At 72.2% G+C, this 14,691-nt stretch carries 4 protein-coding genes and 2 pseudogenes; 1 reads left to right on the top strand and 5 read right to left on the bottom strand.

Annotated elements, in window-relative coordinates:
- The first annotated feature begins 346 nt into the window (after nt 1-346).
- On the top strand, nt 347-3,742 hold the full coding sequence (locus tag N7L95_RS26770) for a non-ribosomal peptide synthetase (RefSeq protein ID WP_301260677.1): 3,396 nt from the start codon (nt 347-349) through the stop codon (nt 3,740-3,742).
- A gap of 32 nt (nt 3,743-3,774) precedes the next feature.
- Here N7L95_RS26770 and N7L95_RS26765 read toward each other — a convergent pair whose 3' ends face one another.
- The 5 genes and pseudogenes from N7L95_RS26765 to N7L95_RS26750 all read right to left on the bottom strand — a co-directional run.
- Nucleotides 3,775-4,692 (bottom strand): glycosyltransferase family 17 protein, encoded by a 918-nt coding sequence (locus N7L95_RS26765; protein WP_301260676.1) that lies wholly within the window; start codon nt 4,690-4,692, stop codon nt 3,775-3,777.
- Nucleotides 4,689-13,214 (bottom strand): non-ribosomal peptide synthetase, encoded by an 8,526-nt coding sequence (locus N7L95_RS26760; protein WP_301260675.1) that lies wholly within the window; start codon nt 13,212-13,214, stop codon nt 4,689-4,691. The genes N7L95_RS26765 and N7L95_RS26760 overlap by 4 nt, the downstream gene beginning before the upstream one ends.
- A gap of 70 nt (nt 13,215-13,284) precedes the next feature.
- On the bottom strand, nt 13,285-13,749 hold the full coding sequence (locus N7L95_RS26755; protein ID WP_301260674.1) for an SRPBCC family protein: 465 nt from the start codon (nt 13,747-13,749) through the stop codon (nt 13,285-13,287).
- A gap of 10 nt (nt 13,750-13,759) precedes the next feature.
- Nucleotides 13,760-14,179: pseudogene (locus tag N7L95_RS29655) on the bottom strand (VOC family protein); the annotation flags it as partial.
- Between the two features lie 90 nt (nt 14,180-14,269).
- Nucleotides 14,270-14,689, bottom strand: a pseudogene (locus tag N7L95_RS26750) (YciI family protein); the annotation flags it as partial.
- Between the last annotated feature and the right edge of the window lie 2 nt (nt 14,690-14,691).

Here is a 14,691-nt window from a genome sequence, read left to right as displayed (position 1 = left end):
TACGGCGCGCATAGTAGCGCGATTGCCCGCCCGGGGTTGCAATAAGGTCGCTCGCCGGCTGTCAAGCGCCCGGTCGGGCATCCGGTCGCAACCGGCATCGCGACGCGAAGCGGGCGTTCGATGCGATGGTTCGCCTGCGCGCGCCGCGCCTCCCCGCGCGAGGCCGGCACGCCAGGAACCCAGATCAACAGGCACAGGTCCATCGCGGCGAGGGAGCCAACCGCGCTTGCTGTCGCTTCTGCGCCTGCGTTCGGTGCGCCGGCGGCAGGCTCTCGCCCGAGACCGGCCGCGCCGCTGGCAGCGACCGCAGCCCCGCCGTCGGGCCTCTGCCGCTTGAAGGACTTCGATGCACCCCTTGCCCGGCCCCCTTCCTCTGCATGAGCTGTTCGACCGCCAGGCCGACCAGACGCCTGATGCCCTGGCCGTCGTGGACGGCCCGCTGTGCCTCACGTACCGCGAGCTGCAGCAGCAGTCGCTGAGCGTCGCGCGCCACCTCCTGCAGGCCGGGCTGCGGCCGGAAGATCCGGTGGGCCTGCTCGCCGGGCGCAGCGCTGCCATGGTGGTCGCCACACTCGGCATCTTGCGGGCGGGGGGTTGCTATGTGCCGATCGATCCCGCCCTGCCGGAGGCGCGGCGGCGCTTCATCGTCGAAGACACCGGCCTGCGCCAGCTGCTGAGCGAGCCCGGGCAGCCGGCGCTGCCACCCCTTCCTGAAGTCGCCAGCCACTGCCTGCAGGCCGTCCTTGCGGCACAGGCTGCCGACCCGCCGCTGCCACAGGTGCCGGCCCAGGCCCTGGCCTACGTGATGTACACCTCGGGCTCCACCGGGGTGCCCAAGGGCGTGCTGGTGACGCATGCCAACGTGGCCAACCTCGCGAAGGACTGCGGTTTCGTTGCGCTGCATCCCGGCGACCGGCTGTTGCTGACCGGTGCCATCGGCTTCGACGCCAACACCTTCGAGCTGTGGGGCGCCTTGCTCAACGGCCTGTGCCTCCACCTGGTCGATGAAGCGACCCTGATCGACGCCCGCCGCCTCGGCCCGGTGCTGCAGGCGCAGCGCATCACCACGCTGCTGATGACGACAGCCCTGTGCAGCCGGCTCGCCAAGCAGGACGCCACCATCTTCGCGCCGCTGCGGCAGCTGCTGGTGGGTGGCGACGCCATGAGCCCGAGCCTGGCAGCCACGCTGCGCCGCGCCGCGCCCGGGCTGCGGCTGGTCAACGTCTACGGGCCGACCGAGAACACCACCTTTTCCACGGCCTATGTCGTCGAAGGCGATGAGCCCGGCGGGGTCCCGATCGGCCTGCCGCTGCGCGGCACCACGGCCCGCATCGTGGACGATGCCGGGCGGCCGGTCGCCCCCGGCGAGGTGGGCGAGCTGCTGGTGGGCGGCGCCCACGTGGCGCGCGGCTATCTCAACCGGCCGGCCCTGACCCGTGAGCGCTTCATCGAGGTGGAGGGCCTGGGCCGCTGCTACCGCACCGGCGACCTGGCTCGCTACCGTGCCGACGGCCAGATCGAGTTCATCGGCCGGCGCGACCGCCAGCTCAAGCTCAATGGCTACCGCATCGAGCCAGGCGAGATCGAGGCGGCCCTGTGTGCCGTCGACGGCGTGCTCGACGTCGCCACCCGGGTATGGGAGCGGGACGGCGAGAAGTTCATGGCGGCCTACTACCTCGGCCGCCACGATGCCCCCGGGGAGCCGGCACTGCGCCAGCGACTGGCCCGGCACCTGCCGCCCTACCTCCTGCCGGCCTTTCTGGTGGAGCTGCCATCCTTTCCGCTGGACGCCCACGGCAAGGTGGACCATGCGGCGCTGCCGTCGCCGTTCGACGCGACCGGCCCTGGCCCGACAGCGGGCGGCGAGGCCGGCGACGAAGACACACGTACCCGCCAGGCCATCGCCGAGATCTGGCAGGAGGTGCTGGGGGTGGAGCGCATCGAGGCCGACGCCGACTTCTTCGCGCTGGGCGGCACCTCCATCAAGGCCATCGGCATTCTCGGCCGGATGACGGCCGCCGGTATGCAGGTCAGCCTGTCGGACATCCTGAGCCACCGGACCTTGGGCGCCCTGTCGGCCTGGGTGGCCACCGCGCAGCGCACGGTTCGGCCGGGCGGCGCGGCAGCGTCCCTGGGCGAGCGCCTGACTGCCGCCTTCCCCGGCAGCCGCTTCACGCTGCGCCGCTACACGGTGGCGCCGCAAGGCCGCCAGCCCGCCACGGAACTGCGCGTGCTGCACTGCGATGGCACACCGGTGGACCGGGCCCGGCTGCGTGCCTGGCTCGCAGCGGAAGTGCCGCCCGAGCAGGCGCCGCATCACCTGGGCGGGCCCGCACCGGGCCATGCCGGCGTCCCCGCCGGACCGATTTCCGCCGAGGCGCTGCGCCGCCTGCTGGGCCTGCGCTCCTTCGCCGACCTGCAGCCGCAGGTGCTGATCGATCACCTGACCCTCGACCGCCGGGCCAACGACATGCGCCTGCGCGCCGCCCGTGTGCTGGCCGAATACCCGTTCAGCCCGGTGCAGCAGCTGCAATACAGCTTCCGCACGCCGCCCAGCCTGGGGCACTTTCGGCTGCAGGAGGTGCTGGACCCGGAGCGCTTGCGCCACGCCTTCCAGCACCTGCTGCAGGAGCACGGGCTGCTGCGCGCCCTGCCGTTCGAGCGGGCTGGCCGGCACTGGTGGCGCGAGCACGACAGCACCGCCGGGCTCAGTGTCGAGCCGACACTGCTGGACCTGTCGGACCACCTGCTGTCCGACGAGCAGTTCGAGCAGCTGGGCCGCGGCCTGATCGAGGCGGTGCGCTTCGACACGGCCCAGGGCCTTCTCTACCAAGTGGTGGTGCTCTCGCGCCACCTGGCCGAGCACGTCGTGGTGCTGTGCTTCCACCATGTGCTGTTCGACCGTGTCAGCGAGGAGGCGCTGCAGCGCGGCCTGCTGGCCCGCTATCGCGACCTGCAGGCTGGCCGCCTGCCCCGCTCCCGCGGCACGCCGGCCTTTGCCCGCTATGTCGAGCAGCTGCATCGCGGACCGCTGGGCGTGTCGCCGCAAGAGGTGATCGAGCGCTATGAGCTGCAGGCCTTCCATGCCGCCAAGCAACAGATCCTGCACGGCGGGCGCAGCCGGCCGCTGGACCATTCCTGCAGCTTCGAGCTGGCAGCGCCGCTGCCCGCCTTCGAGGCCGGCTGCTCGCTCGGCCTGGCGCTCGACCGCTATGTGCGGGCGCTGCATGCGGCCTTCGGGCTGGACGCAGTGCCGGTGCTCTTCATCTACGACGGACGGCGCTATGACGGCCAGGACTACTACGACGTGGTCGGCGAGTTGATCGACTACGTGCCGCTGCTGCTGCGGCCCGGCACGCCGCCGCAGCAGCTGCAGCGCCAGGCCGAGGAACGGCTGGCGCTGGCGAGCCGCCACAACATCAACTTCCTCAACCTGGTGAACAACCCCGAGCTGGAGCCCGCCTGGCTGCCGGTGCGGCGGCTGATCGACGCGGGGCCTGGCTATGCCCACATCGATCTCTGCATGTTCAACTTCCTGGGCAACCAGCCGGGCGCGGGGTCGTGGCGCGAGCACCACCAGGAAGAGGTGCGGCGCGGCCCCAACCCGCTGCCCATCCACTCCTTCCTGAACTGCATTGCGGTGAGCTACCGCGACGGCTTCATCTTCCAGCTGCGCAGCAGCTACGAGCCGCAGGTGGCAGCGCTCAGGCAGGCCATGCTGCAGGCGCCGCACGCCGGCTGATGCCCGCCGCCGGCGCCCGGACGCGCGCCACCTCAGGCGGCCGGCTCGGTGGCCCACAGGCCGGCGGTGTCCATCTCCTGCAAGGCGCCCAGGAAGGGCTTGCCGTCATCGATGTAGAGGCGGGCATCGAGATAGTGCAGCCGGCGGTCCTGCAGGCAGCGGTCGATGTAGCCGCGGTCGATGATGCTGCGGTCGGCCACATTCGCCTCGAAGGCCTTGAGCTTGTCCAGCGCGGTGCGCTGGTGGTCCAGCCAGGAATGGTGGAATCCGGCGGGCTCTTCCAGGCAGTGGATCTCGTTGAGGAAGCCGCCTTCGATGCCGCGCTTGCGCAGGTAGTCGGGCGTGAAAGGCAGGGTCTTGAAGAAGCGGCCCGTCATCACGTACACGCGGTAGCTGAAGTCCGGCATGCCGTGGTTGCTGGCGGTGAAGAGGTTCAGATAGAACACCGAGTAATGCAGCTTGACGGTGATGACGCCGCGCTTGCGCGTCTCCTCCACGATGCGATCGGCATGCCGGCTGTCGAGCACCTCGTCGAGGTCCGACAGGATGACGATGTCCTCGTCTTCCACCTGGCCCGCCAGGCAGCGGGTGGCATGGCTGCGCTGCACCGCTTCGTTGTGGTAGGCGGCATTGCCGCCCAGCAGCTCCCAGTACCAGCGGTCGAAGCCGTCGCGGCCGTGGCGCGTGGGGTCGTAGTAGATCTGCTGCGGCGGCACCGGGCGGAACAGGCCGGCCGCCTCCAGCCAGCGGTAGTCCACCTTGGCGGCGAGCTGCTCCATGGCCGGCTGGCGGGCCCGGAAGGCGGCAAAGCTGGCTGCCTTCGGCACATGGCTGTAAGTGTGGTCGGCCTCGCAAAGCACCAGCCGGTCGACCCAGCGGGCCGATTCGCGCAGCTTGATCTCCAGCGCGGTGTGCTCGTTGAAGAACGGGGAGTATTCGTGGATGGTCATTCGTCTGGCCTTTGAATGTACAAGCGGTGGGACACCCGTTGCACCTCCAAGCAGGCCGCTTCCTGCAGGCGGTCCTGCAGGCGCTGCACCTGGGCGGCCGGGACATGCGCCGGGCTGTAGTAGAAGCGCGCCGCCAGGCTGTCGGCGCGCCGGGTGAGCGTGACGTTGAGCAGGTAGTTCGAGACGTTGCGCGGGTCGGTGGACGGGCCGGTGTCCAGGTCCACCGGCGTATAGAAATCATCGCTGCGCGCGAGCGGGTCTTCGCCCAGGTAATGGAACATCACCCGGGTGGGGTCGTGCAGCGGCGGGCACTGCGGGTCCATCTCGGGCAGCAGGTAGCGCAGCACCAGGTAGTCCAGGCCCTGCTCGGGCAGGGCCTGCAGGCGCTGCGCCAGCCGCTGCAGGCGCCCGGCGTCCAGCAGCGCGCCGGGCGCCTGCGCCCCGGCCGCGCTGACCTGCAGCGGCAGCGCGGCCGAGAAGTAGCCGAGCGTCGCGTGCAGGTCGACCTCCAGCCTGTCGAAGCCGGCCTCGCGTTGCGCCGTCTGCAGGTGCACGGTGGCAATGTCCGGCGCCACCTCGCGCAAGGCGTCGAGAAACAGCGCCAGCCACACGGTGAACGGCGACACCTGCGCAGCCGCGGCTGCCTCGGCAAACGCCTGCAGCGCCCCGGCACCCTCGAGCAGCAGGCAGTCGGCGCTCGCCATCTCGCTGTGCCGGGGCGCCGGCACAGCCGGCTCCCGGTGCTCCGCCGACCCAAGCTGCGCCGCCCAGTGGCGGCGGCACTCGGTCCAGTCCCGGCTGGCGGCGTGCCGCTGCAGTTGCTGGCACCACTGCAGGTAGGAGGTGCGCCCGGCCGGCCGGCCGGCGGTGTCCGGACCGGGCTGCAGCGCTTCCTCACGCAGCCGGTCGAGCAGCAGGCGCATCGAGACGCCGTCAGCCACCAGGTGATGGAACAGCAGGTACAGCACAGGCGTGGGCCGGCCTTCGAAGTGCTCGAACAGCACCACCCTGAACAAGGGGCCGCGCCACAGGTCGAAGCTGTGCTGCAGCGCCCGGGCGTGCTCGGCCACCCGGTCGCGGTGCTGCTCCACCGCGACGCCGCCCAGGTCGACCGACGAGAAGTAGTCCGGCGGCTCCCAGTCGCGCCAGACCTGGCTCAGCGCGCCGGTGTCGGGGTCGCGCCGGAAATGCACCTGGTGGGCGTCCTGGCCCGCCAGCGCCCGGGCCAGCAGGCCGGGCAGCTGCGCCGCCGTGAGGGGCGCCGCCAGCCGCACCGCCAGCGGGATCAGGAAATGGTGCGGATGGGCCAGCGCCCGGCGGAAGAAGCGGTACTGCACCGGGCTGAGCGGATACGCCTGGCCCGCCTGCGGTTGCCATCCGACCGGCGCGGGCCGGTCCGCCGAACCCTGGCGGATCTTTTGCATCAGCTGGCTGCAGGCCGGCAGGGTGCCGCCGCGCAGCAGCTCGGACACGCCGAGCTGCCAGCCCTGCTGCCTCAGCAGCGAAGCGACCTGGATCGCCACCAGCGAGTCGCCACCCAGGGCAAAGAAGCTGTGCTCGTGGCCCACCCGCTCCAGCTTCAAGCAGGTTTGCCACACGGCGGCCAGCACCTCTTCGGCTTCGCTTCGCCCAGCCGGCTGCACGTCGGCCGGCAGCACATCGGCAGCCGGGGCCAGGGCGTGTAGTGCTGCCCGGTCCAGCTTGCCGCTGGGGACGCGCGGCAGCTGCGGCAGGCGCAGGTAGCGCTGCGGTTGCATGGAGCGCGGCAAGCGCTCGCGCAGGAAGCTGTCGAAGTCCGCCTGCAGGTCCGCGTCCCGCCTGGCGGCTGCCGACTCGACCGTGCTGTAGCAGGCCAGCAACCAGCCGCTGCCCGGCTCATCGCCGCGGCGCCACAGGACCGCCGCCTCGGCGACCGCGGGATGTTGTGCCAGCTGGACTTCCACCTCGCCCGGCTCCACCCGGTGGCCGCGGATCTTGAGCTGCAGGTCGAGCCGGCCCAGGTAGTCGAGCGAGCCGTCTTCCAGCACCCGCACCTGGTCGCCGGTGCAGTAGAGGCGGGCGCCTGCAGGCGTGTCGGCCGTGGCCAGATGGGTCGGCACTGGCAGGAAGCGGGCCGTGGTCTCGGCCGGCCGGTTCAGGTAGCCCAGCGCCAGCCCGGCGCCGCCGACGTACAGCTCACCAGCCGCGCCGACCGGCACCGGCCGCATCTGCTCGTCCAGCACGAGGCAACGGGTGCCCGGCAGCGGGCGGCCAATGGGCACCGGCCGGTCGTGCCGCTGCTGCACCGCAAAGCAGCTCGTGTAGGTGGTGTTCTCGGTCGGGCCGTAGCCGTTGACGAACAGCAGCCCCGGGTGGGCCGCCCGCAGGGCCCGTGCCACTGCCGGCTGCAGCACGTCGCCACCGGTGAGCAGCTGCCGCAGCGGCGCGAACAGCGCGACGTCCTCCTGCACCAGCCGGTGGCACAGCGGCGTGCTGAGCAGCAGCGTGTCGATGCGCTGCTCCCGCAGCGCCGCGCCGAGCCGGCGCGGGTCGAGCACCACCTCGGTCGGCACCGGGTAGAGCGTGCCGCCATTGAGCAGGGTGCCCCAGATCTCGAAGGTGCTGGCGTCGAAGCCCGGCGTGTTGACCTGCAGCAGCCGGGTGTGCTCGTCGAGCCGGCAGTAGTTCGGCTGCAGCACCAGCCGCAACACGCCGCGGTGCGGAACCATCACGCCCTTGGGGGCGCCGGTGGAGCCGGAGGTGTACATCACATAGGCGAGCGCCTCGCCTGCGCCGGCGCCCCCCGGGCCTGCGCGGCCCGGTGCCGTGGAGGCCGGCCGCATCGGAGCGGTCAGCTCGCCGGTGGCGCACAGCAACAGGCGCCAGCGGCCCAGGCGGCAGGTTTCCATCAGCGCCGGCCCGGCGATGCGCTCGGCATCGTCGTGCAGGGCCAGCAGCCGGGCGATGCGGCCGTCCTGCAGGATGGCGCGGTTGCGGGCCGGCGGCGAGCCAAGGTCCAGCGGCAGGTAGGCGCAGCCGGCCTTCAGGATGCCGAGCAGGGCGCACACCAGCTCCGCCGAACGCTCGCCGGCCACCGCCACCAGCTCGCCAGGCAGGCAGCGGGTACGCCGCAGCAGGTCGGCCACCTCGTCGGAGGCCTGGTCGATGTCGCGGTAGCTGTGGCGTTGCCCGGCATGCGAGACGACGGCGTCGCGTTGCGGGTGGCGCGCCACCTGGGCGCGGAAGACATCCTCGATGCGCGTAGCGCGGTGCTGCAAGGGCGGGCCGGTCAGCACCTGCTGCAGCCAGGCCAGGTCCTCCCCATCCACCACCTGCAACCGGGCATAAGGCAGCTCGGGGCAGTGGGCGGCCTGCAGCAGCACCTGCCGCAGCTGCCGGGCGATGCGCTGCACGGCCAGCGGGGTGAAGACATCGAGGTCGTAGATCAAGCGCAGGTCCAGGCTGTCACCACGGAGGCGGCAGACCACGGTGAGCGGATAGCCGGTCTTCTCGACCTCGCGCACGAGTTCCGCACGCAGGTCGCCTTCACCGACGGCGTCCTGCCCCGGGTAGTTCTCGAAGACCACCAGCGCGTTGAACTGCAGCGGACCCCGGCCCGAGGGCGCGGCGATGTCGCGCAGCGGGTGCAGGCTGTGCTCGTTGAGCTCGCTGATCTGCCACTGCATGGCGCGCAAATGGCTGCGCAGGTCGGCCGACAGGTCGGGCTGGAACAGCACCGGCAGGGTGTTGATGGCCATGCCCACCATGCCATGCAGGCCGGGCAGGTCATGGTTGCGTCCGCTCAGCGTGGTGCCGAAGAGGCAGGGCCGCCCTTCGTTGCAGGCCGACAGCACCGCACCGAAGGCAAACAGCACGGCCGTGCCCGGCGTGATGCCCTCCACCCGGCGCAGCGGGGCGTCGGGCAGCAGCGGCGCCGCCGGCATGCCAAGCTGGACTTCAGCCTGCCGCGTGACCGGCTTGAGCGGGTCCAAGGGCTGGCGGCGATCGCCGGCGGGCAGCTCGGTCCGCCAGTCGGCTGCGGCGGCCAGGCGGGTCTCGAAATGCCGGCGGGCGGCACGGCCGTCGTGGCGCTGCACCAGCTGCACGAAGTCCTCGAAGCCGGCCGCCTCCTTGTCCACCCCCGGCTGCGGTCCCTCGGCATAGAGCCGGTGCACCCGGGCCAACAGCAGCGGTTGCGACCAGCCGTCCAGGATCAGGTGGTGATGGCTCCAGAGCAGTTCGCAGCAACGCTCGCTGCGCTGCAGCCAGTGCAGCCGCAGCAGGCCCGGACGGTCGAGCTGGAAGGGCGTGGCGCGGTCTTCGTCGATCAGGCGCTCGATGCATTCATCCTGCTCGGCGGGTGCCAGCTGCGACAGGTCGGTCCAGCGCCACTCGAGCGCCGCATGATCGACCACGTACTGCAGGGGCCGGGCCGGCGCCTGCCAGACGAAGAAGGTGCGCAGGGCATCCACCTCGTCGCAGGCGCGCCGCCAGGCCTGCTCCATGCGATGCCGGTCGGGCACCGCCCCATAGCGCCAGACCGCCTGCACGAAGTAGGTGTCGAGCTGCGGCGTGAGCTGCTGGTGGAACAGCATGCCTTCCTGCAGCGGCGTCAGTGGATAGGCCTTGACGATGCGCCGGCCCTGCGCCGCCGCCGGATCGGGAGATGCCAGGGCCAGCGACAGCGCCCGTGCCTGCGCCAGGAAGCGCTCGGCCAGCTGCGCCACCTCGGCCTCTGCCAGCCGGGGCCGGGCATAGCCGACGTGGCAGACAAAGTCCTCGTCCACCACCGAGCAGTTGAATTCGAGCAGCGCGTGGAGGCCGTCCTCCGGCGCCGACACGTCCTGCGCCGCGTTCTCGTCGTACAGCCGCCAGCCGTCGCCGCCGGCCCCCGGCGCGTTGCGGAAGCTGCCGAGGAAATTGAAGACCACCGGCGGCACCGGGCGGGCCAGCCCGGCCCGCACCTGCGGGTCGGGATGGCAGTGGCGCAGCACGCCATACGACAGGCCGCGGTCCGGCACCTGCTGCCAGCAGCGGCGGACCGCCTCGAAGGCGGCCACCGGCGTGACGGCGTCGCCCAGCTCCACCGCAAAGGGGAACAGCGCGGTGTACCAGCCCACGCTGCGCTCCGGCGCTGCCTGCACGCATGCCTCGCGGCCGTGGCCTTCGAGCTGGAACGCCACCCGGCTCGATCCGGTCCAGGCAGAGAGCGCCTGCGCGAAGGCACACAGCAGCAGCGCCATGCGGGCCTCGCCCGCGGTCGCATCCCGCCTCGGCAATACCTCGGCCAGCGGCCTCACCCGCCGCAGTTCGGCCTTGGCCTGGCGCCCGCCACCCGGCGCACCGGGCAGCCGGAAGCCGGCGGCCTGCTCCAGCGTCTGGTGCCAATGCCCGAGCTGGGCCAGCGTCTGCGGCCGTTCGGCATAGGCTTGCAGTGCCTGGCGCCAGAGATGCGGCGGCGTGCCGGGGGCGGCCAGCGGCCGGCCGAGGTACAGCCGCTCCAGGTCGTCGAGCAGGATGCGCCAGGAGACGCCGTCGCACACCAGGTGGTGCAGGCCGATGAACAGGCGCGCCTGTCCGTCGGGATGGCCTTGCAGCAGGCCCCAGCAGGCAGTCTTGCCGCGCTCGAAGTCGAAGCCACCCAGCCAGCGCTGGTACACCGCCTGCGCCGCCGCGTCGGCCTCTGCCGCAGCCAGCCCCTCGCCCAGACGTGCCTGCAGCAGGCGCGGCGGCTCGACGTCGGGCAGGTAGGCCTGCCGACGTTGCCCGCCCCGCCCGGGAAAGCCGATGCGCAGGGCGGGATGGCGCAGGAACAGGTGGCCCAGCGCAGCCTGCAGGCGCGCCCGGTCGGGCTCGCGCAGGCGCACCACCTGGCATTGGCTGAAGAAGGCGGGCTGGGCAAAGTCCTGCTCGAAGAACCAGTGCTGTATGGGCGTGAGCTCGAAAGCCAGCCCCAGCGGCAGCGCTGCCGCAGCGGCATGGGCATCGGCATCGGCGCCTGCCATCGCCTGCAGCGGCACCGCCACGGTGGCCAGGCTGCGAATGTCGGGATGCCGCGCCACCTGCATGCCGGTGATGCGCAAGCCCCGCTCCTCGGCCTTGGCAACCATGCGCATGACCGAGATGGAGTCGCCGCCCAGGCTGTAGAAGTTCTGGTCGAGCCCGATCTCGGGCAGGCCGAGCAGCTCCCGCCAAACGGCCTGCAGCAGGCTTTCCTTGCCTTCGGCCCCGGGCGTCGCGGCCGCGGTGGGCGGCGCTCGCAGCGCAGCCCGCCAGTCCTGCTGCAACAGAGCCCGGCGGTTGATCTTGCCGTGCTCGGTGAGCGGCAGGCAGGGCAGCCGGACATAGTGCTGCGGCAGCATGTAGGGCGGCAGCTGCCGGCGCAGCGCAGTGTCCAGCTCGGCGGCCAGCGTCTCGGCCGGCAGGTCCACCCCTGGCGCCAGGGCGTAGTAGGCGACCAGCCGGGCGGCCGTCTCGCCGGTCGCCGGATGGTAGGCCACCGCGCTTTCGCGCAGCCGCGCGTCCGCGGCCAGGTGCCATTCGATGTCGCCCAGCTCCACACGGTGGCCGCGGATCTTCACCTGCAGGTCGGCCCGGCCGACATGCTCGAGCCGGCCACCGAAGTCGAGCCGTGCCAGGTCGCCGGTGCGGTACAGCCGCTCGCCGTCGCGCGTGGCGGGCAGGCGCAGGTGCCCCGGCAGGGCCACGAAACGCTCGGCCGTGACGGCCGGCCGTGCCCAGTAGCCCCGGGCCAGGCCCGGCCCGGTGAGGCACAGCTCGCCCACCACCCCCGGCGGCAGCGGCTCCAGCCAGCGATTGAGCACCAGCACGCGGTGCCCGGCGATGGCCTTGCCGAGATGGGGCAGGTCACCCGCTGCGAGCACGGCTGCCGTGCAGGCCACGGTGGCCTCGGTGGGGCCGTAGAGATTCATCAGCGTGCGGCCGCCGGCCCAGCGGCGCACGATGTCCGGCGTGCAGGCTTCGCCAGCCGAGCCGAGCAGCCGCAGATGGGGCAACGGGTGGTCGCGCGCAGTGCGCAGCACGCTGGGAAACAGCAGCGCGACATGGATGCGCTGGCGGTCCAGTGTCTCGGTGATGTCGGCATAGGGCGGCAGGTCGTGGGGGGCGGCCACCACCAGCGTGGCGCCGGCGCTCAGCGTACCGACCCACTCATACACCGAGGCATCGAAGGAGAAGGACGCGAACTGCAGCACCCGCACGCCGGGCGCCAGCCCGAAGCGTGCCCACAGGTCGCGCGCCAGCCGGCAGACGCTGCCGTGCTCCACCATCACGCCTTTGGGCTGCCCGGTGGAGCCGGAGGTGCAGATGATGTAGGCCAGGTCGCCCGCACGCGGCGGCCGCGCCGGCTGCAGCCGCACACCAGGCGGCGGCGGCTCGGCCGGCGTCGGGTCCAGCTGCAGCACCGCCTCCGCCGGCCAGGCCGGTGCCACACCGGCAGCCGCCCCGGCCTGCCACAGCCGGTCGTGGAGCGCGCGCTCGGTGAGTGCGAGCGGCGGGGCGATCTCGCCCAGGATGCGGGCCAGGCGCGCATCGGGCTGCACCGGGTCGAGCGGCAGGAAGGCCCCTCCCGCCTTCAGCACCGCCAGGGTGGCCACCATGCGGGCCAGCCCGCGCTCGAACAGCAGCGCCACCGGGGTGCCCGGCGCGAGGTCGGCACCCCGCACGCGCCGGTGCGCGGCCAGCAGGCGTTGCGCCAGGCGATCGGCTTGTGCGTCGAGCTCGCGGTAGGTCAGCGACTGGTCGCCGTACTCCAGCGCCAGCTGCCCCGGTGTGGCGGCGACCTGTCGCTCGAACAGGCGCGCCAGCGTGTCGGCGGGATCGAGCTCCACCGGCAGCGAGGCCAGCGGATCGAGCAGCGCTTGTCGCTCCTCCTGCGGCATGAAGGGCAGCCGGCCCAGCGCCTGCCCAGGTTCGCGCAAGCTCGCCTGCAGCAGGTGCAGCAGGTGGGCCTGCAAACGCTCGATCACTCGCGCTGCATGTCGTATGGGGCTGAAGAGGATGCGCAGTGCCAGGCCGGCAGCACCGCTTCCCGCCTCTGACTGCACCTGCAGCACCAAGGCCGCCTGGCCGGGCCCCGGCCGCCCGGCGGCCGCAGCATCGGACGAGGCCGCCCCCGCATCGCTCCACAGCAGCGCTGAGCCCTCCCCGCTCAGCGACGCGCCGCCTGCATCGCAGCTCAGGCTGCGCGCGACGGCCAGCGGCGAGAGCCAGGGACTGACGCGGAACGTCAGCCGGCGGCTGGCTTCCGGCAAGGCGCCCGGCCCCGGCCCGCCCGGCGCGGGCGCGCCAGGCAGCAACACCAGCTCCGGTGCCTGGTCATGGAAGTAGCGCACCAGCAGGCTGCACCAGACAGCCCCCAGCCAGGCGAGGGCGCTGACGTCGTGGCGGGCGGCAAGGTGCTGCAGCGCCGCCGCTTCCTGGCGCGGCAGCAGGGTCCAGGGCAAGGCGGACAAGGACGCCTCGGGGTCGGGGTGCGGCGCTGGCGCCAGCTCGGTGGAGGCCATTTCGCGAGTCCACTCCATGCGGAAGAAGCTGGGAAAACAACCGGGGGGTGCCCGGCTGCCCGCAGCCTGCTGGCCGCCCTGGGGGATGTCAACGCGACAGGAGGACAGCTTGCATTTCGTGCTCCGCTGCGCCAGCCGCCGCAAGGACTACGGGCTGCCGCGGCCGCTCCAGCGCCGCCTTCAGCGCAGCCAGGCCGGCCCGCGCGCTGGCGGCCCAGGAGGCCGGCGCTGCACCGGCCTCGCCGGGCTCACCCAGCACGGTGAGGAGCACCTCGGCCCCGCTGCCGTGGGGCACCGCGCGCAATGCGATGAACACCGCCTGGTCCTGCGCAGCCAGCACGCAGTGGTCGGCGACCCCGTAGGCATTCGGCGCTGCGAAGCGCACCTTCACCCGGGTGCCGTCGCTGCGTGTCGCCAGCCAATCCCCCTTGCGCCGGCGCAGGGAAGCGCCGATCCACGGCGCCCAGCGCCGGAAGTTGAGCGGGTCTGCCAGGTAGTCGCAGACCTCGGCCCAGGGCCGCGCGATGCCCACCTGCACGGTACGCGCCCGCATGTGGCCGCCCTCAGCCGCACTGCTTGCCGCCGTCAGCGAACAGCACCTCCAGGCGCTTGCGCAGCTCCTCGGGCGAGGGATCTTCCTTGTGGGTGGAGATGAACCATTTGTGGCCGAAGGGATCCACGATGCCGCCGCAGCGGTCACCCCAGAACTGGTCCTGCACCGGCATCGTCGGCGTGGCGCCGGCCTTGATCGCCTGTGCCACCACCGCATCGGCATCCGGCACATACAGCGTGGTGACCGAGGCGGAGCCACCCAGCGTGAGCGGGCTGAGCGATTGGTACTCCGGGTTCTCCTCGGTGAGCATGAAGCAGGCCGGGCCGACCTCCATCTCGGCATGCAGCACGCTGCCGTCGGGCGCATCCAGCCGCAGCACCAGCCGGGCGCCGAAGGCGCGCTGGTAATAGAGGATGGCGTCGGAGGCACCCTTGACGATCAGGTAGGGCATGGCGCCGCGCGGCGCGGGCACGGCGGGCGGGCTTCCGGCCGAGCCGGCGCTTGCCGGGCGGGCGGCCGCCTGGCTCGCGATCTCGGCACGCAGGCGGTCTTCCTGCTCGCGCAGCTCGGGGGTGAACTCGGCGCCGAAGTCCTCGGCCTCGAAGATCTGGCGGATCTCCACGTCGGTGTCGGTGTCCAGCGGGTTGGGGCAGCGCTTGAGCCAGTCGATGGCCTCCTGCAGCGAGCTGCACTTCCAGATCCAGAAGCCGGCGATGAGCTCCTTGGTCTCGGCGAAGGGCCCGTCGATGACGGTGCGCTGGCTGCCGGAGAAGCGCACCCGGGCGCCCTTGGCGCTCGGGTGCAGGCCTTCGCCGGCCTGCATCACGCCCGCGTTCACCAGCTCCTCGTTGTAGCGGCCCATCTCGGTCAGCAGCTGCTGGCTGGGCATCACGCCGGCTTCGGTGTTCTTGTCTGCCTTGATCAGCACCATGAATCGCATCG

It is taken from the genome of Eleftheria terrae, from assembly GCF_030419005.1.
Lineage (GTDB): Bacteria > Pseudomonadota > Gammaproteobacteria > Burkholderiales > Burkholderiaceae_C > Caldimonas > Caldimonas terrae.
The sequence above is the reverse complement of the archived record's forward strand: the minus strand, read 5'-3'. Positions and strand labels throughout refer to the sequence as shown.

Bases quoted from the DNA above. Each gene is read 5' to 3' on its own strand.
- N7L95_RS26770 (WP_301260677.1), top strand. From the start codon at position 347: ATGCACCCCTTGCCCGGCCCCCTTCCTCTGCATGAGCTGTTCGACCGC.
- N7L95_RS26765 (WP_301260676.1), bottom strand. From the start codon at position 4,692: ATGACCATCCACGAATACTCCCCGTTCTTCAACGAGCACACCGCGCTG.
- N7L95_RS26755 (WP_301260674.1), bottom strand. From the start codon at position 13,749: ATGCGGGCGCGTACCGTGCAGGTGGGCATCGCGCGGCCCTGGGCCGAG.
- N7L95_RS26760 (WP_301260675.1), bottom strand. From the start codon at position 13,214: ATGGAGTGGACTCGCGAAATGGCCTCCACCGAGCTGGCGCCAGCGCCG.